The organism is Pontibacter saemangeumensis, from assembly GCF_039541895.1.
Lineage (GTDB): Bacteria > Bacteroidota > Bacteroidia > Cytophagales > Hymenobacteraceae > Pontibacter > Pontibacter saemangeumensis.
The window spans coordinates 1-25,878 of sequence record NZ_BAABHC010000001.1; the positions used below are offsets into that span (position 1 = coordinate 1).

Annotated in this window: 22 protein-coding genes; 4 read left to right on the plus strand and 18 right to left on the minus strand. The window is 54.4% G+C overall.

Going from position 1 to position 25,878, the window contains the following annotated elements; translation table 11 throughout:
- On the minus strand, positions 1 to 565 hold a 565-nt coding region (locus tag ABD920_RS00005; RefSeq protein ID WP_345156068.1), incomplete at its 3' end, for an NAD-dependent epimerase/dehydratase family protein.
- Between the two features lie 339 nt (positions 566 to 904).
- Between ABD920_RS00005 and ABD920_RS00010 the strand changes: the two genes are divergently transcribed.
- Entirely contained in the window at positions 905 to 2,422 is a 1,518-nt protein-coding gene (locus tag ABD920_RS00010; protein ID WP_345156069.1) for an NAD(P)H-hydrate dehydratase, read from the plus strand.
- On the opposite strand, the gene ABD920_RS00015 is transcribed toward ABD920_RS00010, so the two are convergent.
- The 11 genes from ABD920_RS00015 to ABD920_RS00065 form a co-directional block, all read right to left on the minus strand.
- Positions 2,412 to 3,320 carry a UbiA prenyltransferase family protein gene (locus ABD920_RS00015; protein WP_345156070.1) on the minus strand — a complete coding sequence of 303 codons (909 nt, stop codon included), beginning with the start codon at positions 3,318 to 3,320 and terminating at the stop codon, positions 2,412 to 2,414. The genes ABD920_RS00010 and ABD920_RS00015 overlap by 11 nt on opposite strands.
- Positions 3,321 to 3,437: 117 nt before the next feature.
- Positions 3,438 to 4,013, minus strand: a complete 576-nt coding sequence (locus ABD920_RS00020; protein ID WP_345156071.1) for an inorganic diphosphatase — start codon at positions 4,011 to 4,013, stop codon at positions 3,438 to 3,440.
- Positions 4,014 to 4,075: 62 nt separating this feature from the next.
- Positions 4,076 to 5,791, minus strand: coding sequence for an alkaline phosphatase PafA (pafA, locus tag ABD920_RS00025; protein ID WP_345156072.1), 1,716 nt, complete (start codon positions 5,789 to 5,791; stop codon positions 4,076 to 4,078).
- A gap of 168 nt (positions 5,792 to 5,959) precedes the next feature.
- Entirely contained in the window at positions 5,960 to 6,850 is an 891-nt protein-coding gene (gene atpG, locus ABD920_RS00030; RefSeq protein ID WP_345156073.1) for an ATP synthase F1 subunit gamma, read from the minus strand.
- A 70-nt stretch (positions 6,851 to 6,920) separates the two neighbouring features.
- Positions 6,921 to 8,501: a F0F1 ATP synthase subunit alpha gene (gene atpA / locus ABD920_RS00035; RefSeq protein ID WP_345156074.1), complete on the minus strand. Its 1,581-nt coding sequence runs from the start codon at positions 8,499 to 8,501 to the stop codon at positions 6,921 to 6,923.
- A 2-nt stretch (positions 8,502 to 8,503) separates the two neighbouring features.
- Positions 8,504 to 9,061 carry an ATP synthase F1 subunit delta gene (atpH, locus tag ABD920_RS00040; RefSeq protein ID WP_345156075.1) on the minus strand — a complete coding sequence of 186 codons (558 nt, stop codon included), beginning with the start codon at positions 9,059 to 9,061 and terminating at the stop codon, positions 8,504 to 8,506.
- A gap of 60 nt (positions 9,062 to 9,121) precedes the next feature.
- A complete protein-coding gene (locus ABD920_RS00045; RefSeq protein WP_345156076.1) occupies positions 9,122 to 9,616 on the minus strand; it encodes a F0F1 ATP synthase subunit B in 495 nt (164 codons plus the stop codon).
- A 143-nt stretch (positions 9,617 to 9,759) separates the two neighbouring features.
- Positions 9,760 to 10,020 (minus strand): ATP synthase F0 subunit C, encoded by a 261-nt coding sequence (gene atpE / locus ABD920_RS00050; protein ID WP_114782027.1) that lies wholly within the window; start codon positions 10,018 to 10,020, stop codon positions 9,760 to 9,762.
- Between the two features lie 38 nt (positions 10,021 to 10,058).
- Positions 10,059 to 11,099 (minus strand): F0F1 ATP synthase subunit A, encoded by a 1,041-nt coding sequence (gene atpB, locus ABD920_RS00055; RefSeq protein WP_345156077.1) that lies wholly within the window; start codon positions 11,097 to 11,099, stop codon positions 10,059 to 10,061.
- A gap of 44 nt (positions 11,100 to 11,143) precedes the next feature.
- A complete protein-coding gene (locus ABD920_RS00060; RefSeq protein ID WP_345156078.1) occupies positions 11,144 to 11,527 on the minus strand; it encodes a hypothetical protein in 384 nt (127 codons plus the stop codon).
- A 5-nt stretch (positions 11,528 to 11,532) separates the two neighbouring features.
- Positions 11,533 to 11,769 (minus strand): AtpZ/AtpI family protein, encoded by a 237-nt coding sequence (locus ABD920_RS00065; RefSeq protein ID WP_345156079.1) that lies wholly within the window; start codon positions 11,767 to 11,769, stop codon positions 11,533 to 11,535.
- 325 nt (positions 11,770 to 12,094) lie between these two features.
- Between ABD920_RS00065 and porW the strand changes: the two genes are divergently transcribed.
- Genes porW through uvrC form a run of 3 tightly spaced genes read left to right on the plus strand, consistent with a single transcriptional unit; the run spans position 12,095 to position 19,125 of the window.
- Positions 12,095 to 14,953: a type IX secretion system periplasmic lipoprotein PorW/SprE gene (gene porW, locus ABD920_RS00070; protein WP_345156080.1), complete on the plus strand. Its 2,859-nt coding sequence runs from the start codon at positions 12,095 to 12,097 to the stop codon at positions 14,951 to 14,953.
- A gap of 5 nt (positions 14,954 to 14,958) precedes the next feature.
- Complete coding sequence (locus ABD920_RS00075; protein ID WP_345156081.1) at positions 14,959 to 17,280, plus strand: penicillin-binding protein 1A; 2,322 nt, start codon at positions 14,959 to 14,961, stop codon at positions 17,278 to 17,280.
- Positions 17,281 to 17,292: 12 nt separating this feature from the next.
- Entirely contained in the window at positions 17,293 to 19,125 is a 1,833-nt protein-coding gene (gene uvrC, locus ABD920_RS00080) for an excinuclease ABC subunit UvrC (RefSeq protein ID WP_345156082.1), read from the plus strand.
- 100 nt (positions 19,126 to 19,225) lie between these two features.
- Here uvrC and porN read toward each other — a convergent pair whose 3' ends face one another.
- The 6 genes from porN to ABD920_RS00110 all read right to left on the minus strand — a co-directional run bounded on the left by porN (position 19,226) and on the right by ABD920_RS00110 (position 25,812).
- The gene (porN, locus tag ABD920_RS00085; protein ID WP_345156083.1) at positions 19,226 to 20,086 is read right to left on the minus strand and encodes a type IX secretion system ring subunit PorN/GldN; all 861 of its coding nucleotides are present in this window, start codon (positions 20,084 to 20,086) and stop codon (positions 19,226 to 19,228) included.
- Positions 20,087 to 20,107: 21 nt separating this feature from the next.
- Positions 20,108 to 21,700: a type IX secretion system motor protein PorM/GldM gene (gene porM, locus ABD920_RS00090; RefSeq protein WP_345156084.1), complete on the minus strand. Its 1,593-nt coding sequence runs from the start codon at positions 21,698 to 21,700 to the stop codon at positions 20,108 to 20,110.
- Positions 21,701 to 21,758: 58 nt separating this feature from the next.
- Positions 21,759 to 22,553 (minus strand): type IX secretion system motor protein PorL/GldL, encoded by a 795-nt coding sequence (porL, locus tag ABD920_RS00095; RefSeq protein ID WP_345156085.1) that lies wholly within the window; start codon positions 22,551 to 22,553, stop codon positions 21,759 to 21,761.
- 74 nt (positions 22,554 to 22,627) lie between these two features.
- Complete coding sequence (gene porK / locus ABD920_RS00100; protein ID WP_345156086.1) at positions 22,628 to 23,647, minus strand: T9SS ring complex lipoprotein PorK/GldK; 1,020 nt, start codon at positions 23,645 to 23,647, stop codon at positions 22,628 to 22,630.
- A gap of 229 nt (positions 23,648 to 23,876) precedes the next feature.
- Positions 23,877 to 24,842, minus strand: coding sequence for a PorP/SprF family type IX secretion system membrane protein (locus ABD920_RS00105; protein ID WP_345156087.1), 966 nt, complete (start codon positions 24,840 to 24,842; stop codon positions 23,877 to 23,879).
- A gap of 166 nt (positions 24,843 to 25,008) precedes the next feature.
- On the minus strand, positions 25,009 to 25,812 hold the full coding sequence (locus ABD920_RS00110; protein WP_345156088.1) for a uroporphyrinogen-III synthase: 804 nt from the start codon (positions 25,810 to 25,812) through the stop codon (positions 25,009 to 25,011).
- Positions 25,813 to 25,878: the final 66 nt, after the last annotated feature.

Consider the following 25,878-nt stretch of genomic DNA (forward strand, 5'->3'; position numbering starts at 1 on the left):
AGCGGCGCAGCAGGGCCGGCAGCACGTGCGAGTTCTGCGGGTGGTAGTTGTCGTTGTAGCCGTAGAGGTTGGTGGGCATCACACTCACGAAGTCACAGCCGTACTGGTCGCGGTAGGCCTCGCAGAGCTTGATGCCGGCGATCTTGGCCACGGCGTAGGGCTCGTTGGTGGGCTCCAGCTCCCCGGTCAGCAGGTACTCCTCCTTCAGGGGCTGCGGGGCCAGCTTTGGGTAGATGCAGGAGGAGCCCAGGAACATGAGCTTCCGCACCCCCGCCTCGTAGGCGGCGTGGATGAGGTTGGCCTCGATCATCAGGTTCTCGTAGAGGAAGTCGGCCCGGTAGGTGTTGTTGGCGATGATGCCCCCCACCTTGGCGGCGGCCAGGAAAACGTACTCCGGCCGCTCCTCTGAGAAGAAGGCCCGCACCGCCGCCTGCTCCCGCAGGTCCAACCCGGAGGAGGAGCGCGTCACGATGTTGGTGTAGCCCGCCGCCTCCAGCTTCCGCACGATGGCCGAGCCCACCATCCCCCGGTGCCCCGCCACGTATATCTTTGAATCTTTTTGCATGTATATAATATAGAATGTCGATCGACTGAAAAGATCAACAAGGGCTTGTACTACTTTTTGGCCTCAGAGTTACAAGGATATTGTTATTCTTCATTAACTCAAATTATATATAACCAAAGTAATATATATAAACATATATACTGTTTGTTTTCCTGAAAGCACCATCTCTGCAGTAACTCCGCCGGCAACCCTGTCAGGTGCCTCCCGCTGGCTACGCTTTTGGTTACAGCCGACAGCATCTGACAAGGTAACCTCTCCTGCCCCTTCGCTTTCTCTTGCCTTAAAGACTAACTTCCGGATTCTAACTTTAGTATAGGGAGGGAACGTATTGATTTATATATGAAGATACTTACCGCTGCACAAACCCGCGAAGCCGATGCATATACCATTCAGGAAGAGGGCATCCCTTCCGTTGACCTAATGGAGCGTGCGGCAAAGGCGTTCACAGGTTGGTTTGAAAATAAGTTTCAGCCTTCGGAAGAGGTGTTCATCTTTTGCGGGCCCGGCAACAACGGCGGCGACGGGCTGGCGGTGGCACGGCTCCTGCACCAGCGCCACTACAGGGTGCAGGTATATATAGTCGGGGACACCGCCAAAGCCTCTGCCGACTTTAAAACGAACCTGGAGCGGTTGCCGGAAGATGTAAAGCCACAGGAGGTAAAAGAAGAGCAGGATATCCCGGAGCTTCCGCTTTGCGCCTGTGTGATTGACGCGCTGTTCGGCACCGGCCTGACACGCCCTGTTACGGGACTGTACGAGGAGGTGGTGGAGCAATTGAATAACAGCGGCGCCTGCATCATAGCCGTGGATATGCCTTCCGGCCTCTACACCGACAGCCAGACGCCGGAAGGCAGCACCATCATCAAAGCAGACTATACGGTCACGTTCCAACTTCCGAAGCTGGCGCTTTTCCTGCCGCAGCACGAAGAGCACGTGGGGGAATGGCATCTGGTGCCTATCGGGCTCAGCGAGCGCTATATAGCCGGAGTGAAAACGGATATATGCTATACCACCCGGCAGGATGTGCAGCACCTGCTGAAGCACCGGAAAAAATTCTCGCACAAAGGGCTCTATGGGCATGCGCTGCTGCTGGGCGGCGGCTATGGCAAGATGGGGGCGGCCGTGCTGGCGGCAAAGTCGTGCCTGCGGAGCGGCGTGGGGCTGCTCACTATCCATGCGCCTGCGGCGGGGTATACGGTGCTGCAAACAGCGGTGCCGGAGGCGATGACGCTGACCGACCCAAACCGCCGGCACCTTTCGGAGCTGCCCGAGGAGACAGAAAAGTTCAACGTGATCGGGGTCGGACCGGGCATCGGCACCGCGCCTCCCACCAAAACAGCTATCGGGCAATTGCTGGCTACCGCTACGCAGCCTCTGGTAATAGACGCCGACGCGATCAACATCATTGCTGGCAGCGAGCGGCTGAAAGAGCAGATACCGGAGAACAGGGTCATCTTTACGCCCCACCCCAAGGAGTTTGAGCGGTTGGCAGGCAAAACCGCCAACGACTACGAGCGCCTGCAGCGCCTTCGGGAGTTCTGCCACACGCACCAGTGCTATATCACGCTCAAGGGCAGCCACACCGCCATCGGCACCCCAAATGGCAACATCTTCTTTAACACCACCGGCAACCCCGGTATGGCGACCGGCGGCACAGGCGATGTGCTGACAGGCATCATTACGGCGTTGGTGGCGCAGCAGTATAACCTGGAGGAGGCTTGCCTGCTGGGTGTATATGTACACGGGCTGGCCGGGGATATGGCCCTGCGCACTGTAGGCGCTATCAGCATGACGGCAACAGACCTCATCGACCACCTGCCGAAAGCTTTCTTGTGCCTGCAGCAGCCTATGCCATAGCCAGGTACACCAAGCCCGCGTGCAGCAGCATGGCGCCATCAGCCAGCAGCGCATAATACACCCGCGGTTTGTTCTCAGAGGAGAGGCACACGACCACGGCTGCGGCGGCAGCGCTGCTTAAGAGCGCTAACAGCACCACGCCCTGCTCGGTGTTCAGCAGAATCAGCATATAGATAAGCAGCAGCCCCAGCGAGAGCAGCTTGGTGTTGCGCACCCCGATCCAGCCGGGGATGGTGAGGGTGTTGGTGCTGCGGTCGTAAGCATAGTCCCGGATATCGAAGAGCAGGGCGAGGGCCAGTATATATAAGAATCGGCGCAGAAAAAGCCATAGGGCCGCTGGCTCCCATGCCAGCATGCCGGCCTGCATCAGCGGGAAAAGGGCCGTCACGGCTGCCCACACATAGGCAATCAGGAATACTTTCAGCAGTGGCACACTCCGCAGCGGCTTTACCTTTCTGGCTTTATAAGCAATGGGCACGGTATACCCGATGGAGATCAGGGCCAGGTGCAGCAGCAGCCAGTTGTTCATGCGCAGCCCGAAACTTATATATACCACAGCGGCGGCGGCAATGCTCACAACACCCAGCGCCGCCAGCAGTTTCTTGTTCCGCTGGCTAAAGACGGTACTGTGCCTGTAGGTTGGCTGCCCCGGGTGGCGCAACACACTCTGCACGCTGCTCAGGTTGTAGGTGAACATCGTAGCCAGGAACGCAAACACAGCCATGGGCAGCGACACCGGTAACCCGGCGAGCAGGTAGGTCTCCACAGTGAGGCTAAAGGCGCAGCAAGAGATGAACACGCTGCTGTAGAGCAGCCAGCCGATCACGCGCTCTGCCAGCGCGTACGGTCCTGCCCCTGCCATGCGGTCGCTCATGCCGATGCTCCTGTTTTGCTCCATCCTATATGCAATTACGGAACAAATCGCCCTTCATTCAAATCCCCGCGCCGCCGCCCGAAAACAAAAAAGCCCGGCACAGGAAAATCCACGCCAGGCTTTACAGGTAAAGTAATGCTGTTACAGCACCTTCGCCTTCTTTCTCGGCTCTCCGAAGGTCGTGTTATACAGGTCGATGCTGTCCTGGATGATCTTGTAAGCGTGCTCGCGGCCCAGAAACTGCTCCACGATCACCTCCTTGTGCTCCAGCTTCTTGTAGTCTTCGAAGAAGCGGCGCATTTCCAGCAGGGTGTGCGGCGGCAGCTCTGATATATCGTTGATGTGGCGCACCGACATGTCGTTGTTGGCCACCGCAATGATCTTGTCGTCTTCCTCGTTGTTGTCGATCATCTGCATCACCCCGATCACCTTCGCATCGATCAGGCACATGGGCTGCACGTCAATCGAGCAAATCACTAGGATGTCCAGCGGGTCTTTGTCGTCGCAGTACGTCTGCGGGATAAAGCCATAGTTGGCCGGGTAGTTCACCGATGAGAAAAGCACGCGGTCTAGTTTCAGCATGCCGCTTTCCTTGTCGAGCTCATACTTTGCCTTAGAGCCTTTGGGTATTTCAATGATCGCTGATAATACTGCTGGCGCCTCTTCGCCGTAGCTCACGCTATGCCATGGGTTGTTGATGTCCGTATTGTTTTCCATTTTCGTCTTTTTATGTTGATTTCCGCGCCTACTCTTAATACTTTTATCAGGCGCTCCTTTTATTACTTCATATACTCCTGCAGCGGCCGGCCCACGCTTCCATTCGGCTCCTGTATATATAGCCAGGCGGCGATGGTGGGGGCAATATCCGCGATTTCGGTCGGCACGGCGCTCTCCCCGGGGTTCACGTTCCAGCCATACCACACCAGCGGCACGTGGGTGTCGTAGTTGGAGTACGAGCCGTGGGTGGTGCCTTTCGGCGCTGCGCTGCCATACCCTTCGAACCAGCCCGGCTCCAGCAGAATAATAACGTCGCCGGAGCGCTGGGCATTGTACCCGTTCTCCACGAGGGACATCAAGCCCTGGCCCCAATTGGCCCCCTGCAGCGCACTGGCCGCCACGGCACGCATCACGCCCTCATGGCGCATTACGTATACTGCCACGCGCTGCTGCACGTCCAGCAGATTCAGCTTCTTGCTGTCGATAAGCTCCCTGTTCAGGTACACCTGCTGGTTGGTGTAGTGCTCCACCCAGTCGCCGCTGCCATATAGCTTGTCCAGGTAAGCTTCGGTAGAGTCACGCAGTATTTTGGATGACGCCACTCCCGACGGCACTTTTTTCTCTTTCAGGAAGGCCGGCACGTGGGCTGCCCCATGGTCGGCCGTCAGGAAAAACAGCACCTCGCCTTTGCCTACTTCCTGCTCTATCTCGCTGATCAGCTCCCCGATCTCGGCGTCTAGCCGCAGAAACGCGTCCTCTGCCTCTACGGAGTTCGGTCCGAATTTGTGACCGATATAATCGATGGTGGAGAAGCTGACAGCCAGAAAATCCGTGAAGTTGCCTTTCCCCAGGTTCTCGCCCCGCAATGCCGCCAGCGCAAAGTCCTTGGTGATGGTATTGCCGCCGGGCACAGAGCGCAGCAGCTCATAGTCTTTTGCGCGGATGGCCGGGAGGTTGTGCGGGAAAACCGGCTTCTGCTCCCCTGGCAGCGTCTCCTCCCACGCCACGTCATCCGCAGAGCTCTCCGTGTACGCCTCCAGCGGCAGCAGCGTGTTCCAGGGCTGGCTCAGGTACTGGTCGGGGTATTTCTGGTTGTTAAACTCCTGCACCCACTGCGGCAGGTCGGTGCGGTAGTAGGTGCTGGTGATCCAGTTGCCGGTCGGCGAGTCGAACCAGTAGGCGCCGTTGCCCAGGTGCCCCGCCGGCAGGATGGAACCGCGGTCTTTCAGGCTAACGCCGATCACCTTGGAGCCCATGTTGGTGGCAAGGCGCAGCTCATCGGTGATGGTAGTGGTGATCAGGTTGGCAGGCGACATTTTACCGGCATCGGAGGTGCTGCCCACCGTGTTCACCGTTTCGTCCTCCACACAGTACACCATCCTGTTCTGCTCCCGGCTATACCAGTTGTTCCCGATAATGCCGTTCAGGGCTGGCACGCTGCCGGTATATACTGACGCATGGCCCGGTCCGGTGTAAGTCGGCACGTAGCTGTACTGGTTATTCTTAAAGTTAAACCCTTGCTTGACCAGTTTCCGGAAGCCCTCGTCGCCGTACTTGTCCCAGTAACGGTAGAGGTAGTCGTAGCGCATCTGGTCTACCACAATGCCTACCACCAGCTTTGGCCTTTCCAGCAGCATGCTCGTGCCTTTGGCGCTGTCAACAGCCTTTGTTTCTGTGGCAGTAGTAGTCGGCGTGCCGGCACATGCGCTGAGCACGAGCAGACACACGATGGCCACTTTGGTTACCGGACTGTACTTTAAAGCGTGTTTTATCATCATCAGTGATATATTTCCTGATACAAATATAACAGGTAATGCTTCCTGACCTTCCTTTTGCGGCACATCTGCGGTGATTTCACAATTTGGTCACACCCGGCACAGGTACCCCCGAAAAAAAAGCAGCGCCCATGCTGGTGATGGGCGCTGCTGAAAAAAGGCTTCTTTTTCTTATGCTGATGCCAGCGCCTCTGCCCCACCCACGATCTCAAGGATCTCTTTGGTAATGGCTGCCTGGCGTGTCCTGTTGTAGGTCAGCTTCAGTTCCTTGATAAGCTCGCCGGCGTTCTCCGTCGCTTTGTCCATGGCCGTCATACGGGCACCGTGCTCTGAGGCGTTAGACTCCAGTACGGCTTTGTACACCTGTATCTTCAGCGACTTCGGGATCAGTTCCTCGATGATCTGCTCTTTCGAAGGCTCAAAGGTATAATCCACCAGCATGGCGGCGGCATCCGCTGCCACTACCGGCTTGTCTTCAATAGGCAGGAACTGCTCCTGGCGCACAATCTGGGTGGCCACGTTTTTGAACTCGTTATATATAAGGTCCACCTGGTCAAACTCCCTTGCCACAAAGCCATCCATGGCACGCTCCGCAGCGGGACGCACCGTATCGAAGGAAAGGTTGGTGAACACGGTGCTGTAGTCGCTGATCACCGGCATGCCCCGCTTGTTGAAGGCGTCCAGGGCCTTTTTGCCGATCGTCAGAACAGTGACGTTACCGGCGGCGGCCTGGCTGCTGTACTTGCTGCTGATCAGGGCAACCACCGCTTTCACGATGTTGGCGTTGAAAGCCCCCGCCAGACCGCGGTCAGAAGTCACGGCGATGATCAGCACGTTGTTCACCTCGCGCTTCTCAGCATATATATTCGTGATCGAGCCTTCGGTCTGCGACGACAGGTTTGTCAGAATACCGCTAAGGCGCTGCGCATATGGGCGCATGCGCAGGATATTGTCCTGGGCACGCCTAAGCTTCGCAGCCGACACCATTTTCATGGCTTTTGTAATCTGCTGTGTCGAAGATACCGATACAATGCGGTTCCTTACTTCTTTTAAACTCGCCATATGGTGGTTATTGTAGCACAAAGGCGGCGGTTAAAGGCCTGTGCCCTTAACCGCTCCCTTTCATATATAACTATTTCTTGTAATTGGCTGAAATCTCTCTTGCAACCTGCTTCAGGGTGCCGGTGATCTGGTCATCCAGCTTTCCGGCACGCAGGGCGTTCAGCACATCCGCGTGCTGCGCGCGCAGGGTGCGCAGGAAGTCCTTCTCAAATGCCCTTACCTCTGTTACCGGCACTTCATCCAGCAAGCCGTTGGTGGCGCAGTAGATCATGGCTACCTGCTCCTCTACGGCCACCGGCGAGAACTGCGCCTGCTTCAGGATCTCGAGGTTACGGCGACCACGCTCGATCGTCAGCTTCGTAGAGGCATCCAGGTCCGAGCCGAATTTTGCAAACGCCTCCAGCTCGCGGAACTGCGCCTGGTCCAGCTTCAGGGTACCGGCCACTTTCTTCATCGACTTGATCTGGGCCGAACCACCCACGCGCGATACCGAGATACCCACGTTAATGGCCGGGCGGATACCTGCGTTGAACAGGTTGGTCTCCAGGAAGATCTGGCCGTCTGTGATCGAGATCACGTTTGTCGGGATATATGCCGAAACGTCACCCGCCTGTGTTTCGATGATCGGGAGGGCCGTTAAAGAGCCGCCACCTTTCACTAGGTGCCGGATAGACTCCGGCAGGTCGTTCATGTTCTGGGCGATCTGGTCAGAGTTGTTGATCTTGGCGGCACGCTCCAGTAAGCGGGAGTGCAGGTAGAACACGTCTCCGGGATATGCCTCGCGTCCCGGTGGCCTTCTGAGCAGCAGCGACACCTCGCGGTATGCCACGGCCTGCTTCGAAAGGTCATCGTATACCACCAGGGCAGGGCGGCCGGTATCGCGGAAGAACTCCCCGATCGCGGCACCCGTGAATGGGGCAAAGAACTGCATCGGAGCCGGGTCAGCAGCAGAGGCCGCCACCACCACCGTGTATTCCATCGCGCCACCCTCTGTCAGGGCCTTTACTACCTGGGCTACAGTAGATGCTTTCTGGCCAATAGCCACATAGATACAGAACACAGGCTCGCCTCTGTCGAAGAACTCGCGCTGGTTCAGGATGGTGTCGATCGCCACCGCCGTTTTACCTGTCTGGCGGTCACCGATGATCAGCTCCCGCTGGCCACGGCCAATCGGGATCATCGAGTCGATCGCTTTGATGCCTGTCTGCATCGGCTCGTTTACCGGCTGGCGGTAGATCACGCCCGGGGCTTTGCGCTCCAGCGGCATCTCGTACAGTTGCCCGGCAACCGGCCCTTTTCCGTCAATCGGGAGGCCGAGGGTGTTCACCACACGTCCTATAATGCCATCGCCCACCATCACGGAGGCAATGCGGTTGGTTCTTCTTACGGTAGCGCCTTCTTTTATCTCGCTGTAGTCGCCAAGCAATACGGCTCCCACGTTGTCTTCTTCCAGGTTCAGCACAAGCGCCTGAAGTCCGTTCTCGAATTCTAAGAGCTCCCCGGACTGTGCTTTGGAAAGTCCGTAGATGCGGGCGACGCCGTCACCCACCTGCAGCACCGTTCCTACTTCTTCCAGTTCTGCCTCAGAGCGGAAGTTGGATAACTGTTCTCTTAATATGGCTGATACTTCATCAGGTCTTACTTCTGCCATGATTATAGTTTATTAATATAGGAGTTGTCTTTAAAATCAATTCTCAGCTTGCGAAGGCTGTTCTTCACGGAGCTGTCTATTTGTTTGTCGCCCACGCGCAGCACAAAGCCCCCGATCAGCGACGGGTCCACCGATTCTTTCAGCTGGATAATTTTACCGGTTTCGAGGGTAAGCTGTCTGATGAGCGCGTCTCGCTGCGCCGGCGCAAACGGGACGGCACTCACCACCGTTGCGATCTGGATGCCCTTCACCTCGTTGTACTGCCTCTCAAACTCAGATGTCATCGACAGCAGCACCGCTTCGCGGCTTTTCTGGGCCACCAGGTTAAAGAACATCAGCGTCAATTTATGCACCTTGCCGGTGAAGATGCTGTTGATCACTTTCAGTTTCTTGTCTGATTTGATAACCGGGTTTGTGAGCATCAGCTGAAAATCCCGGTTCTGCGAAACGACTTTGGAGAACAGCAGCATGTCCTGCTGCACCTGCTCTAAAACCCCTTTCTCGTCCGCCAGTTCGATCAGCGACTTCGCGTACCTGGAAGCAACTCTTATATCTGACATAGTTTCTTTTATATTGAAGTGCGCCTCCCGTTCAGGAAAGGCATTATCAGGTATAATCTTTTAGTAAAGCGTTACTTCGCGCACGTAATCCTGTGCCAGCGCCTGCTGTGCCTTCGGGTCGCTCAGTTCCCTTCGGAGGATGCGCTCTGCGATTTCGATGGAAAGGGCGGCTGCCTGGTTCTTCACTTCTGCGATGGCGGCGCGTTTCTCGTTTTCGATGGCCTCGCGCGCCATGGCAATCATGCGGGCACCTTCTTCATTTGCCTTTTCCTTCGCCCGCTCCACCAGGTTATTCCCGGCCTCGCTCGCATCCTTCAGAATCTTGTCGCGCTCCAGGCGCGCCTGGGCCAGCAGTTTCTCGTTCTCAGCCTTCAGGCCCTGCATTTCCAGCTTCGCCTTCTCCGCAGCGCTCAGGGCGTTCTCGATGGATGCCTCACGCTCGTGCAGCGCCTTCATGATCGGCTTCCAGGCAAACTTCGTCAGCAGGAACAGTACGATCAGGAACGTGATCGTCTGCCAGATAATCAGACCTATACCAGGGGTTACTAATTCCATTGTTCTATAATTTGAAAATCAGGTTCTTTATTGGGGTGGCCCGCTTGCCCTCAGGCGCTACGTCTGCCTTTTTTAACTATACTATAATTTAGACCTCATCGTCCGGACCATTCGTCCGGACGTGAGATCTGCAAAAACTATTACTAGCCTTTGAAAGAGATCAGCAAGCAAACTACCACACCGAAAAGCGCAACGCCTTCGATAAGAGCAGCAGCGATGATCATGGCAGTTTGGATTTTGCCGCCAGCCTCAGGCTGACGAGCGATAGATTCCATGGCAGAGCCACCGATTCTACCAATACCCAAACCAGCGCCAAGGGCCACTAGACCAGCACCGATACCGGCACCCATGATCGCGAAACCTGCGCCTTCTGATAGAGCTTGAAGCAGAATTGCTAATAACATAATTATAGTTATATATAGTTAAAAAAAAGAAATTCAGATTAATGATGCGCATCGCCATGCCCCATGTCATCCACATGGTCGTGCTCCTCTACTGCACCGCCAAAATACATGGCGGAGAGCAGCGTGAAGATATAAGCCTGCAGCAGCGCCACAAACAACTCGAGGAAGTTCATGAACGTGGCGAAGGCAACGCTCAAGGGGGCAACCGCAATGCTCTCAAAGATAAAGATGAGGCTGAACAGGGAAAGGATGATGATGTGGCCCGCCGTGATGTTCGCAAAGAGTCGGACCATCAGGGAGAAAGGCTTGGTGATGATACCGATCAGTTCCACCGGAATCATGATCGGCGCCAGCCAGACCGGAACGCCCGGCGTCGCGAATATATGCGACCAGTAGCTTTTGTTTCCGCTGAACACGGTGATCAGCAGGGTCATAAGGGCCAGCACCAGCGTGACAGCGATGTTGCCTGTCAGGTTTGCACCGCCGGGCATGAGCCCCAACAAGTTGTTAAACCAGATAAAGAAGAAGATCGTGAGCAGGAAAGGCATATAGCGCTCATACTTCGGGCCGATGTTCGCCTTGGCAATGTCGTCGCGGATAAAGATAATGATCGGCTCGAAGAACGACTGGATGCCGCTTGGCGCCTTGCCGGGGTTGTTCTTGTAACGGCCCGCGATCACAAAGAAGATCAGCAGCAGCAGCGCCACGCTAAGCAGCATGGAGGCGACGTTCTTGGTGATCGAGAGGTCATACAGCCCGCTGTACCCTTCAACCGGCTCACCGGCGGCGTCGGCCTTGTATATATGGCCGTGCTCCACTACATATCCGTTGTAGGGCACTTCCACGCCATGCTCATCAAACAGGTTGCTCGACGAAAAGGTATGCAGCTGTCCGTTGTCCCACAGAATCACAGGCAGGTACAGGTTTACACCGTGTGCAAATTCCCACTTATGCGCATCCGCAATGTGATGCGTGATCATGTCGCCTGGCCTAAAAGCCCCGCCTTCTTCAGCAGGAGCCTCCGCAGCAAACGCCGAAAATGTAAAAAGGCACAACAGTAAAACGAATAACTTCTTCATCAAGAGAGATTTAGCAACAGAGATCATAAAGCGGGGCCTTATACTTAGTTCTGCTTTTTCAAATTGGGCCGCAAGTTAGCCAATAAGCTGTAAATTTCAAACCCGGTAAAGAGAAAATATAACACGAAGAAGTTGAGCACGAATTGCAGCTCGTTTTCGGAGAAGAGGTACACATATATAAATACGACGGCAATACTCAGCATCATCCGGAATCCCATCGACCCGAAATAATAAAGCTGGAAATTATCCTGGTCGTAGCTGATGCCGAGCCGGGTGATATAGAAGGTGCCGGCCGTCACCACAACGAAGAACGCCAGGATGTACCACGCATAGGCATGCACCAGCGCATCACCTGTAAAATAAGACAGGGCTCCCATGCAAAGCCCCACTAATCCTGAGAATACCAACAAGTTTCGAACGAAATTCACGTAAGCTATTTTTTATTGAGTGACAAGATAACCAGCACCATGGACGCCACAACCGCCAGCACCAGCAGCACGATGGTGAACCACGGGTTCTGCGTCCGGAAATATGCATCCAGCTTCATGCCCGCGAAGGCAGCCAGCACCATCGCACCGATCATCTGAAAGGCAAGGCCGGAGTACTTCAGGTACGGCTTCACGTTGTCCTCCCGCGAGGGCTTTGGTTTCTGATCCGGCGTTTGGTCCATGTTTACAGGCTTTTACAAAGGTACGCATTTTGCGCTGATCTCTGCTGCACGTGCGCAAAACGACATTTACGGAAAGTGCGACACCGGCTGAAACCATTTAGAATTTTGTATAGTTCAATAGCAGGCTGCAAAATAGCCCTTTGCTCAACTATTGGCATATTATTGTATTTTTGTGGGAGGAGCCTTCCCTATATGGCCTTTACCGCCTTTAGCATCGCTTCGCACCCATACTGAAAGCATGCGCCATAACGTTTATACCTTATATATAGTGCTACGTTACCCTGCACACCTTACTATCTTGAACAGAAAACCTCTGCACCTACTTATGATTCTGGCAGGTCTGCTGCTGGCGGGATGCTCGGTAGAGCGAAATAACCCGCTCAGCAAGACGTACCACAACACCTCGGCGCGCTACAATGGCTTTTTCCTAGCCCGGGAGAAAATGCGCCTGACGGAGGCGGCGCTGCAGGAGCAGATGCAGTACGATTACAACCAGGTGCTGCCCATCTACCCGACCATCGACTCCACCACCGCCAAGGCCTTTGAAGCCGACCTGGAGGATATCAAGAAAAAAGCGTCGCACCCCATCCAGTACCACAAAAACAGCAAGTGGATCGACAACAGCTACACGCAGATCGGCAAGGCGAATTTTTACCAACTGAACTTCGCGGAGGCGGTGCGCACCTTTAAATATGTGAACGCCACCAGCAAAGACGCAGACGACCGCCACGAGGCGCTGGTCTGGTTGATGCGCTCCTTCATGCAGCTCGATGAGATGGACAACGCGCAGCAGGTGTCGGAGTTCCTGCGCAAAGAGCGCCTGAACAAGGACAATGCCCGGGAACTGTACCTGGCGCGGGCGCACTATTACCGCCAGCAGGCCGACACGGCCCAGGTAATGGAGAACCTCGCCCTCTCGCTCCCCAACTTTGAGGACAAGGACGGTGAGTCGCGGGCGCGGTATACGCTGGCGCAGCTTTACCAGCTCACAGACCAGAAGAAGGAAGCCTACGAGCAGTACAGCCGGGTCCTGCGCCGCAACCCGCCCTACGATCTCGGTTTCTTCAGCCGCCTGAACCTGGGGCAGGTGTCGGAGCTGTCGGATGAGCAGGACAAGGAGCGCATTGCCGGCTATTACGAGAAGCTGCTGAAAGACGAGAAGAACCTGGAGTACCGCGACCGGATCTATTACGAGATGGCGCAGTTCGAGCTCCGCCAGAAAAACTACGACAAGGCACTGCAACTGCTGCAAAAGTCGCTCAAGACGCCCGGCTCGCTGTCTAACCAGAAAGGCTACAGCTATGTGTCGGCGGGGGAGATATACTTTGACCACCTTAGCAAGTACGATTTGGCAGCCGCCTACTACGACAGCGCCGTGCAGGTGTACCCGCAACGGGCGCCGGAGTTTGAGGCGGTGGTGGAGCGGCGCGATATACTGGCGGATTTCGCAAAACAGTACGGCACCATCCAGACGCAGGACAGCCTGCAGCGCCTCGGCCGCATGAGCGAGGCGGAGCGCCTGGAGTTTGTGCAGGCCCTGGTGCAGCGCGAGGAAGAAGCCCGCCAGAAGGAGCTGGCCCTGCAACAGGAGCGGCAGCAGAAGCTTGCCAAGAACGAACCCTCCCGCAACAACAGGCGCAGCCAGAACGGCGATGCCTTCGGAACGACGAACGACACCGGCGGCGTGTGGTACTTCGACAACCCCACCGCCATGGCCTCGGCCCGCTCCGAGTTCGTGCGCCGCTGGGGCGACCGGCCGCTGCAGGACTTCTGGCGAAACCGCAGCCGCGGCGAGGCCGCCAACCAGCCGGCCGCCGATATAGCCCAGGCCCCTGTCCAGGACACGACGCAGGCACAGCTCTCGCCGGAGGAGATGGCTTCCGCGCAGGTTCAGACGTACCTCCAAAACATCCCGCTGACAACGGCAGACATGCAGCGCTCCGAGAAGCAGGTAGAGGAAGCGCTTTTCCGGCTGGCCAAGATTTACGCCCAGTACCTGAACGACACGACGCGCGCCGAGCAGTCTTACCTAGAGCTGCTGCAGCGCTTCCCGAAGTCAGAGCACACGGCAGAGGTGTATTACAGCCTGTATCTGCTATATGGCAAGGCCGGCAATGCGCCGCAACAGCAGGCGTATTACAATAAAGTAAAGCAGGAGTTCCCCAACACGACCTATGCCCAACTGCTCGACGACGCTGATTTCCTGACGAAGAACGCGGCCGATAACCTGAAGGCGCAGGCACTTTACGACTCTGCTTTCAGTTTCTATGATGCGCAGGAATACGAGAAGGCCACCACGCTCCTGAACCAGGTCATCAGCCAGTACCCGCTCAACGACATTAAAGACAAAACCGCGTTTTTAGGGGTGTTGGTAACAGCGCGCACCCAGAAGCCGGAGGCCCTGCGGCGGCAGTTGGAGCAGTTCAGGAAAAACTACCCTGGCAGCACCCTGCAGCCGCAGGCAGAGCAGTTGCTGGCCACTTACAACGACCTGGAACAGAAGAACCAGCTGCGCAAAGAGGCGCCCGCTGAACCTGCCTCCAAAAAGCCAAAAGCCACGGCCTCGCTGACCCCCGAGCAAAAAGTTAGCACAGAAATTGCTACAGCTACCGCGTCGGAAGCGAAGGCCACGCCACAGTTGCCGCGCGTGCCCGAACAGCCAAAACCGCAGCAGCCTGCTGCGAAACCCAAGGCCGAAATTTCGCAGACCACCAACACGCCGGATACGGCGTTGCCTGAACTGCCTGTAGCCACGGCTACACCTGGCGACTCGGCTGGCACAGTGGCTCCGGCACCTGCGACGCCTGCGGCAGACCCGATGGCCTATGAGGCAGGGTCTGACTCGGCCTACTATTTCGTGCTGGTGTACCCTGCTGGGGCGCCCGCTTTCAAGGATATCAGGGCCAAGTATGAGAAATACAACAGCACTTATTTTAAGAACGAGCAGCTGACCATCGACTCCGCCGGGGTGGCAGGCAATAAAAGAATGCTGCTGGTACAGGCGTTCCGCGACCCCAAAATGGCGATGTCTTACAACGTCAAACAAAAAGGGCCGCAGGCCCCGGTTGGTAGAATTAGAGGCGTAGATTTCACTACCTTTGTGATCTCATCTGCCAACTACCGGAAGTTCTTGCAGAAAAATGATCTGGAGGCATACCTGGCCTTCTTCAAAAACAATTATTAAAGTACATGGCTACGCGTCAAAAGGCATCTGCACCCACTAAGAGCAGTAAAGTTTACTCCAAAGTAGTTTCCGCGCTCTGGCTGTTCTTTGTTGGCGGCCTGGCGGTATTTATTCTCTATCTGTATGCCGTCAGCATCAACTTCCTGAACCTCTTTGGGGAGCTGCCGAACACGCGCGCCCTCGAGAACCCAAAGAGCGAGCTTGCCTCCGTCATTGTTTCTGCCGATAATGTGCAGCTGGGCAGTTATTTCCGTGAGAACCGCACACCTGTCGAGTACGAAGACCTGCCTGATAACCTGGTGAACGCCCTGATTGCGACGGAGGATATCCGATTTGAGGAGCATTCCGGCATAGACCCGGAGGCGATGGCGCGCGTGGCGACCTCCCTTGCCATCGGCAGGTCGAAGGGGGGCGGTAGTACTTTGACACAGCAGGTAGCCAAAAACCTGTTCCGGACACGGGGTGATGAGCTGAACGGTGGCCTGCTGAACGATGTGCCGGGCCTGCGCACCCTCATCCACAAGACAAAGGAATGGCTGATGGCGGTGAAGCTGGAGCAGTCTTATACCAAACGCGAGATCCTGGTGATGTACCTCAATATTTTCGAGTTCGGCAGCAACGCCTTCGGGATCGAGTCGGCGTCGAAAACGTTCTTCAACAAGAAGCCCAAAGACCTGGAGGTGCAGGAGTCGGCGGTGCTGGTGGGCCTGTTCAAAAACCCGACTTACTACAGCCCCCGGTTTAACCCCGAAAACTCGAAGCACCGCCGCAACGTCGTGCTGTCGCAGATGGTGAAGTACGGCTTTCTGGAGCAGGCAAAATACGACGCGCTCAAGACAGAGGATATCAAGCTGGATTACCGGGTAGAGAACCAGAACGTGGGCATGGCGCCTTATTTCCGGACCGAGGCCAGTAAGTTCCTGCGCCAGTGGTGCCGCGAGAACGGCTACGACCTGTATGGCGACGGGCTGAAGATCTATACCACCATCGACTCGCGGATGCAGAAGTATGCCGAGCAGGCGGTGGCCGAGCATATGAAGGAACGACAGAGCGCCTTCTTTGCGCACTGGAAGGGCCGTAACCCATGGGTGGATGAGTCGAACCAGGAAATCAAGAACTTCCCGCAGCAGGCGATCAAGCGCACCGCGCGGTACCGCGAACTGAACCAGCTGTTTGAAGGCAACCAGGATTCCATCAACTACTACCTCAACAAGAAAATACCCATGACCATTTTTACCTGGGATGGGGAGAAAGAGGTGATGATGAGCCCGATGGACTCGCTGAAGCACTACAAGCACTTCCTGCAGACCGGTTTCATGGCCATGGAGCCACAAACAGGATATATAAAGGCCTGGGTGGGCGGCATCAACTACAAGCACTTTAAATACGATCACGTGAAGCAGGGCGCGCGGCAGCCGGGCTCTACCTTCAAGCCCTTCCTCTATACCACCGCCATCGAAAACGGCTACTACCCATGCTACGAGGTGATCGACACGAAGGTGTGCGTACCTCTTGCGGACGGCACGATGTGGTGCCCGAACAATGCTGACAATAAGTATAGCGGCGAAAAATACACCCTGCGCAAGGCGCTGGCCGAGTCGGTGAACTCTATTTCCGCTTTCCTGGTAAACAAACTGGGGCCGGAGATGCTGGTGCAAACGGCAAAGCGCATGGGTATCACCACCCCACTGGACCCTACCCCGTCGCTGGCCCTGGGTAGTAGCGACGTGAGCTTATATGACATGGTGGGCGCTTATGGCACTTTTGTGAACAGCGGCACCTGGACAGAGCCGACCTACATCACGCGCATCGAGGACAAGCACGGCAACCTGATATATGAGCACCTGCCTAAAACTGTGGATGCCCTCAGTGAGGAGACAGCCTATATGATGGTGCACATGCTGAAAGCCGCCGCAGAGCCGGGCGGAACGGCCTATTATGGCCTGCGTTACCGTAATGGCCTGAAGAACGAGATCGGGGCGAAAACAGGCACTACCCAGAACTACTCCGACGCCTGGTTTATGGGCATCACGCCAAACCTGGTCTGCGGCACCTGGGTAGGCGGCGAAGACCGCTCCATTCACTTCAGGACGATGAAAGAGGGTCAGGGCGGCAAACTGGCTATGCCAATCTATGGCGCCTTCATGCAGAAGGTGTACAGCGACAAATCCCTGGATGTGTCGAAAGAACCTTTCCCTAAACCTTCCACACCGCTTTCAGTAGAATTAGACTGTGAGAAGTACAATCAGGTCATCCAGCCTGACTCTGCTTACCAGGATGAGTTTCTGAACCTGCCAACGGAGATCGACCTGGACGCTGAGATTTAATCCGGATCTTATATGCCAGCAAACGAGAAGCTGAAAGAGGAAATAGCGCACCTGCCGCACAAGCCCGGCATTTACAAATTTTTTGACGACAACGGCATTATCATCTATGTAGGCAAGGCGGTGGATATCCGGAAGCGGGTTTCCTCCTATTTCAACCGATCTACCCAGCACAACAAGAAAACGCTGAAGCTCGTGTCCCAGATCAGGAGCATCGAGTTCACCATTGTGGACACCGAGGCCGATGCGTTCCTGCTGGAGAACAACCTCATCAAACAGTACCAGCCGAAGTACAACATCCTGCTGAAGGACGGGAAGACTTATCCCTATATATGCATCGTGAACGAGCGCTTCCCGCGCGTGATCAGCACCCGCAACAAGATCAACGACGGCTCCCGCTACTTCGGCCCCTACCCCAGCGGCACGACCATGCACGTGGTGCTGGACCTGATCCGTACCTTATATCCGCTGCGCACCTGCACGTACAACCTGTCGCCGGAGAATGTGGCGGCGGGCAAGTTCAAGGTTTGCCTGGAGTACCACATCGGCAATTGCAAGGGACCTTGCGAGGGCCTGGTGGACGAGACAGAATATAATGCCGCCATTCTGCAGATCCGCAACATCCTGTCCGGGAACCTGACGGTTGCCAAAAACTACTTTAAGGAGAAAATGGCCGCCGCCGCCGCGGAGTATCAGTTTGAGCTGGCGCATCAGTTCAAGCAGAAACTGGACATGCTGGATGATTTCCAGGTGAAATCCACGGTGGTCTCCAACACCCTCACCAACATCGACGTCTTCACTATCACCAGCAACGAAGACTGCGCCTTCATCAACTACCTGAAGGTTATGAACGGCTCTATTATCCTGACACAGTCACTGGAGATACAGAAGAAGCTCGATGAGGCGGATGCCGATATCCTCGCCTCGGTGGTGGTGCAGCTGCGCCAGGAATTCGAAAGCACTTCCCGCGAGGTGATCACCAACATCGAGCTGGCACTGCCGCTCGACAACGTCACCGTTACTTACCCGCAGATCGGGGATAAGAAGAAGCTGCTGGCACTATCGCTGAAGAACGCCCTCTACCTCCGCAAAGAGCGGGAAGGGCGCCAGGAACAAAACAAGGAACTGAGCGAGAAGCGAGAACTGCGCGTGCTGGAGACGATGAAAAAAGACCTGCGCCTGACGGAACTGCCGAGGCAGATAGAATGCTTCGACAACTCCAACTTCCAGGGCGATAACCCGGTAGCCTCCATGGTTTGCTTTAAGAACGGCAAACCGAGCAAGAAAGACTATCGCCACTTCCATATTAAAACCGTGGTGGGCCCGAACGATTTTGAGTCGATGTACGAGATTGTGACCCGCCGCTATAAACGCCTGCTGAACGAGAACCAGCCACTGCCGCAACTCATCATCATCGACGGGGGCAAGGGCCAGCTGAGCATGGCGGTGAAGGCTTTGAAGGACCTGGATATATATGGCAAGATAGCCGTGGTGGGCATTGCCAAGCGCCTCGAGGAGATTTTCTATCCGGGAGATTCCCTGCCTTTATATATAGATAAGAAGTCAGAATCGCTAAAGCTGATCCAGCGGCTACGCAACGAGGCGCACCGCTTTGCCATCACCTTCCACCGGAGCAAGCGCGATGCCGGCACGCTCCGCACCGAACTGACGGATGTGAAGGGCCTGGGCCCAAAAACCGCAGAAGCCCTGCTGCTGAAGTACAAATCAGTGAAGAAGCTGAAGGAGCTGACGCAGAAAGAACTGGCAGGTGAGGTAGGCAAAGCGAAAGCAGCCATTCTCTACAATTACTTTCATAACGCCAGCGCCCAGGACGCAACCGCTCCGTAAGGGTTCTGCTTTTTAAACTGGTATATAGCTTACGAAATTATATATAAACAGAAAGGGAGACTCATGTGAGTCTCCCTTTCTGTTTATATATGCTCCAGGCTTAGTAGCTCCAGAGGCTGTATTCGTACTCTATCAGCGCTTCAGCTGCTTCCTGTGCCGCTAAAAGGGCTTTTTCGCCACCGCCATATATATCGGCCAGGCCTCTGTCACCTGGGTTCGATATCTTGGTGATGTAAGAGCTGAACAGCCACAGGTCAAACGCATCCGCCAGGTTCTTATGCTGCGCGTCGTTCTGTGCGTTGTACCAGATTGCCATTTCCGGGTTGTTGCGGAACACGCGTACAAGGTCATCCATTCTGAAAGAACCAACGTTCTGCTCGAAGCCAAGCGGGTTTAGCGTAGAAGGCACCTTGATGCTGATGGTCTGGATATCGTGGTACATGCGGGAGCGCTTCTTATCGAACACGGCGTTCTCCTTCAGTTCTAACAGGTAGAGCTGCTTTGGGAAAAACTCGGTGCTTACAGGTCCGGCGGCTGCCGTTTCGGTGTCGCCAATGGCATCTCCCCACGCATCCTCCTCTTCCTCCTGCGGCTGCCCGAAACCTGCGGCGAGTTCTTCCTCGCTCAACTGGCTGCCGGTTTCCTTAGGAGTCATGTTCTGAATAAATTCCTCCCGGGTGAGCGGCGTATTGATGGAGTCGGTTTTATAAGCTGTCAGTTCACCGCTCTTCACCGCATTGATGATGATTTTGGTGATCTCCCTGTTTTCGGAGAACATTGGCTTGTTCTGCTTTTCCCGCAGGTCAATTTTACGCCATACTGTTTTCTTGAACAGGATATCAGACTCCGGAATCGGTCTTGCGGACGGATTGCTGGCGGTTGTGTTGGAAACCTGCTGCGCCATGGCACCTACAGACAACATCAACCCAGCGGCTACACCTATTGCTTTGATTAATTTCATACTCCTTGTAAGCTTCTGTTGTTAGTTTAATGGAATGTTGAAGGGAGCTACTGTTACGTTTGCATCAACAGCATTGCCTTTGTAGTTCAGGCGCTTCACATCCTTCACTTCCAGCACCACCCTGTCCCCTTTGTTTGCCTTGGCAGCAAAGCTGGTCAGGTTAGCATCCGGTCCGTTGAAGTCTTCCTGTGCAACAGGCTGGTTGTTACGCACCAGGTAAGCGGTCCATTTTGTAACCCTGAAGCGAGCTTCGTTCGGCAGCAGCTGCTTAAAGCCTTCGTCTGCCACCGCATCCAACTTCACAGCTCTGAAAGAAGCCGCCGGAACACCGCGCTTCATATCCACCGGACGTCCATTTACTAACGCTACCACTTCAGGCTTTGGTATCGGGCGCACGCGGAATGTTTCCTTTCCGATCGCGTTTCCGCCGCTGCTCACGTTAATGGTTACCTCTGTGGCCGTCGGGATGATGGTTACCTCGCCTTTCTTCGCGCCTTTGATAGCCGAACCGCCGCTGGCGCTGAAGCTTGGATCATATATAGCGCCTAAGGCCGGTACCTGGATGTTTAGTTCGTTGGCACACTGGAAGTACAGGGCCTGCACTGCGGCAGACTGCACCTGGATCACAGGCTTGGCCACCACATAGTCCTCTGTCACGGTGAAAGTAGTGTCACGACCGTTCTGATTGATCGTCACCTGCCCTTTCCAGGTCTGCTTCGAGTTGCCGTCCGCATCGTAGTTAGAGGCGGAAGCCACGAACTCAACCTGTCCCATTCCATTCGTTACCTTTACCGGCTTGCCCTGGAAACTCATTTTTGGAACAATGTTGTCAGAAGAAGCCGCGATAAACATATCTGCCTTGTACTTTGTACCGGCCGCCACTGTCTTAGACTCAGCACGTGCCATGGCGAATATCTTCTCAAACTTAATGATATCGGCACCAACTTCAGCTGCAAGCTTCTGCAACGCATCTGCTTCATACTTCAAAATCTCGCTCTCTTTCTGGGAAAGCACGGCCAAAGCGGCCACCATTGGAGTTTCTTCAAAGTTAAGCTCAGCGAAGTCCTTGTTCTTCTGATTTTTGTCAGTACTTGCTACCGGGTCTTCTGATCCATCGAGGGCCAGTTTATCCGGCATGCCCGGGTTGTACTTCTTCAGGAACTTGGCATACTCGTTCAGCTTGTCTTTCAACTCGTAAGCGGCGCCGTTGTTCTTATTCGAAGCACCGATCATGGTGTTCGCCACAATGTCATTCCCTTCCGGCTGCGCATACCCTTCTTCTGTTTTGCCGCCGGTTTTTTCGATCAGCGTCTTTCGCAAGCCTTGTATATAGGTTACTAGTTCAGCCGTTTGGTCACGTACCTCCTGTGCATTTTTCAGCACGCGCTGGTCATTGGCAGATGGGGTCTTATTATCTGCAATGGCAGCCTGTATATTCGATATGACCCCGGCGTTGTCTGTTACAGTTCTGCGATTCACTTCCTGCAAACTTTCGTCGAGGAACTGGAACTTTAACAGGATCGCCGAGCTCACGTTTAAGGCAAGCATCGCGGTCAGTACGAGGTACATCATACCGATCATCTTTTGCCTTGGTGTCTCTTTTCCTCCAGCCATTTTATACTATATAAAAATGTTGTTTTCTTGTTGATTTAGTGGGCCTGCCGTTTCGGAATTAGCTTCTCATGGCTGTCAGCATGTTACCGTACACTGTGTTCAGGTTGTGCAGGTTATGCGTTAAGCGCGAAACTTCTTCTTTGAACTGGGCTGTGTCTTTGCTTGCGTCCGTCAGGTTTTCCATGGCCATGCTCAGGTTACCGTAGAACTTGTTCATTGCCTTCAGGTGACTGTTCGCATCCTGCAGCTCCATTTCATAAACAGCGTTCAGCGCGCCCAGGTTCCTTGTCATGTTCTGTACCTGACCGTGGTATTCCTGTGCATCCACTGTAGAACCAGCCATTTGCGCAAGCGCCTCAGCTGTAGTTGCATACGCCTTGTTTATCTCGCCTAACTGGTTGGCGGCAGCTCTCACACGTGTATTGTACTCGTCTGTAGCGGCGGTAGCCTGGCTCAGGTCAGCTAACTGAGCGGTAGTATCGCTCAGTCTGCTCAGGCCAAGGCCGAGTGTGCTGATAGACTCCGGTGTAATGTCTGCGTTGCGCATCATTTCATCCAGTTTGCCCGTTACGGAAGCACCGTTTGCATGCGCAGGCACCAGACCGTCGCCGGCATAATCATCTGCCAGCTGCGGGTACACCCTCGCCCAATCCGGCTCGTGCCCCTGTGGCTGGAAAGCGCTCAGGAAGAAGATGGCCGCCTCTGTAAGCAGACCAACGATAAGCATTTCGTTCGCACCATTCCAGTGCTGAATCTTGAACAATGCACCTACAATTACGACAGCAGCACCAATACCATAGATTTTGGGCATCAACACGTCGAATAGGAAATTACGACTTTTAGCTTTGCTCATTTTGTTTTCTGATTAATTGTGAACGTTAAAAAAGGTTGAAAAGGGTTGGGTTATTTTATATATAAATGTTAATTCTATCTAAACTCGTTCCCTGATGATCTTCCGAGGTAAATCATCGCGTTTCGGAAACCGATATAAGAGCGGGCAGAATCCTGATACTCGAAGTTGCGCGTTCCCGTCTCCAGGAAGTAGGCAATGTCTTTCCAGGAACCGCCTCTCACCACTTTGCGCGGCTCAGCCTCCACATCATACACTGGGTTCAGGTCCCAGGTAATCGGAACAGTAGCCTCGGCATATGCGTCTGCACACCACTCTGCCACGTTGCCTGACATGTCATACAGGCCAAAGTCGTTCGGGAAAAACTGTGCAACCGGGGCAGTATAAGTAAAGCCGTCGCTGTAGTAGTCTCCGCGGCCCGGCTTGAAGTTAGCCAGCAGGCAGCCTTTTGCATTGCGCAGGTAAGGGCCGCCCCACGGGTAAACAGCCATATCGCGGCCGCCTCTCGCGGCATATTCCCACTCTGCCTCTGTGGGCAGACGGAACTGCGGCATAGGCGCCATGCCCTGGTCTGTGTTGGCCTGGTTCTTATGCTTGGTGCGCCACTCGCTGAAGTATTTGGCGGCAAACCAGTCCACCCCAACCACCGGGTAATCATCAAAAGCCGGATGTGAGAAATAGTACTCCATCAAGGGGTCACCCATGTGGTAGGTATAGTCTCTTACCCAAACCGTAGTGTCCGGATATAACTGTGTCATTACAAATTCTTCTCCGAGCACGTCCAGCGAATCCTGCAGCATCACATCGATAAACTGCCGGTACTCGTTGTTTGTGATCTCAGTTTCATCCATATAGAAGCCGCCGATCGTCACCTGCTTGTTCAGGTTAACCATTGAAGCCGCTATGTCCTGGTCCGCCTGTCCCATATGGAAAGTACCTCCGGGGCATATAACCATACCGTAAGGCACAGCCTGCGGATTGTACTCCGGACGGTCTTCAGCACCCACCAGGTCACCCTGTGGCCCACGCCCCATCCCACAGCTTGCAAGCAGTACCACCGCCAGTGCGAATGAAGACAGCTTTAGTAGTTTGTTCATGATGAAATTAAAAGAAGTAAAAGTTTCGATTATCTGTTATAATACACCTAACAGGCGTAGCAAATATATAGGAAATAGAATCAATAAAAAAACAATTATTACCTACACGTATTTATTATTTTTGAACGCCTTAAAGAGTTGATTATTATTATCTAAATAATAATTATTTCCGGTATTGCCTGCTGTACCACTCTGTAAACAGTGCAATAATAAGGAGTTAACTGTACAATTATTTAGTAAAATAATAACGGGGCGTTCTTACCGGCGGTTTAAACCGGATGACAGGTTCTGGCAGGCGGTAATTCAGCATGACTTCATGCGAGGTAGCGGCCTTTGCAGCTTCGTTGAACGTTGTGACATCCAAGGCGTAGCCGACCCGAAGCGCATTGTCCTGGAACAGAGAAACTCCCACAAGCGCACTAACAGCTTCCTGGTGCCGATAATTCAATCCCGCCCAATATTTTTCCATGAAAGTGGCACGTCCGCCCACGTCGAAGGAAAAGGACTCGGTGTCGTGCTTCAGCAACAAAGTAGGCGTAATGGTCAGGCCCGTGGACACGGGCAGGTTGTAGCCCGCCGTCACGTATATATGGTTCTCTCCCAGCAACGTGCCTTTTCCCGTGTTGGTGGAGTCGGCAAACTCGTATTCTGCGTGCAGCAGGTTGGTGATGCCGCCACCGGCATAAAACGCCGCCGACTCATACCACAGTCCCGCGCCAAGGTCAAACTTTGTATCGGAGCTGTTGAAGGGCACGCTGGGGTCATTGTCGTCTATTGCTCTGTAGTTCCCTTTTTTGTAATTGTTCACGTTCCCCTGCACCCCAATCCCTAAGCGCCCTGTCTCGCCGATAGCAATATGGTAAGAGTACGAGACCGCCGCCGAGAGCATGGTGGTGTTGCCGATCTGGTCGCGCATCAGATTCAGCCCTACCCCGCCGTGTAGCAGGCGGACGGGTGTGTTGGCTGTGAGCAGGAGCGTCTGGGGGGCGCCGCCGTCATCGAAAGAAGCATCATACCCGAGCCACTGGTACCTGTAAATGGAGGTAAACTCCGGCCTGTTGGTGATACCGGCATAGGCAGGGCTGATGTGCATGCCGTTGAACCCGTAATGGGTAAACTGCGGCTGCTGCTGCGCCACCACTACAACAGGTGTGCATAAGAGCAATAGCAACAGAACAGGAAGAAGCTTTTTCATAGGCCGTGGCGACGGGGCAAAGTGAGAGCGCGGCGAATAAAACAGATCACCGCTGTTCAAATATAGTTATTAAACACTAAAACGCAAATGCCCGCCTGCCATCATGCAGCGCTTGCATTTGCGTTTTACTAACTATGGATTCTTGAAATAAAAGTTACGTATTCTCCTATTTTTTTAGATGCTGCATCTGGTTCTGGATATATACCTCGATTGCGCCTGTCATGGACGGGGCGTTGGGCATGGGTGCCTCTATGTCGAGCTCTAAGCCTGCGTCCCGGACGGCCTTGGCTGTTGTAGGGCCAAAAGCGGCAATGCGGGTATTGTTCTGCTTGAAATCCGGGAAATTGATGAAGAGCGAGCTGATGCCAGACGGGCTGAAAAAAGCGATACAGTCATAAGTCACGTCATCCAGGTCCGACAGGTCGGCCGCCACGGTTTTATAAATGATCGCCTCTGTGTGCTTGATCTTGTTGGCTGACAGGAAATCCGGGATGTCTTCTTTGCGGATATTGGAGCAGGGGAACAGGTAGGTTTCGTTCTTGTGCTTCTTGATCACCTCAAAAAGGTCTTTGGCGGTTTTCTCGCCGACAAAGAGCTTGCGCTTGCGCAGGGTGATATACTTTTGCAGGTAATATGCCGTCTGGTCTGAGATACAGAAGTACTTCATGTCAGCGGGCATTTCAATCTTGCTCTCCTGGCATATTCTGAAGAAGTGGTCCACGGCGTTGCGGCTGGTGAAAATCACAGCCGTGTGCGCCAGAATATCCACTTTGTCTTTCCTGAACTCTTTAAAAGGAACCGGCTCAACCTCAATAAACGCCCTGAAGTCTACTTTGATGTCGTACTTTTCAGCGATAGATAAATAGGGCGAGTTATCGGTTGTAGGCTGTGGTTGCGTCACCAGAATAGTTTTGATCGGAACTTTGTACCTTTCAGGGTTCGCACTGCCCTTTGCGTTGCTTTCAGCCATAGTAACTTGATACGGTTATTAAATATATCCCTGCTGCAATGCCCGCCCTTGCCCCAATTAGTGAAA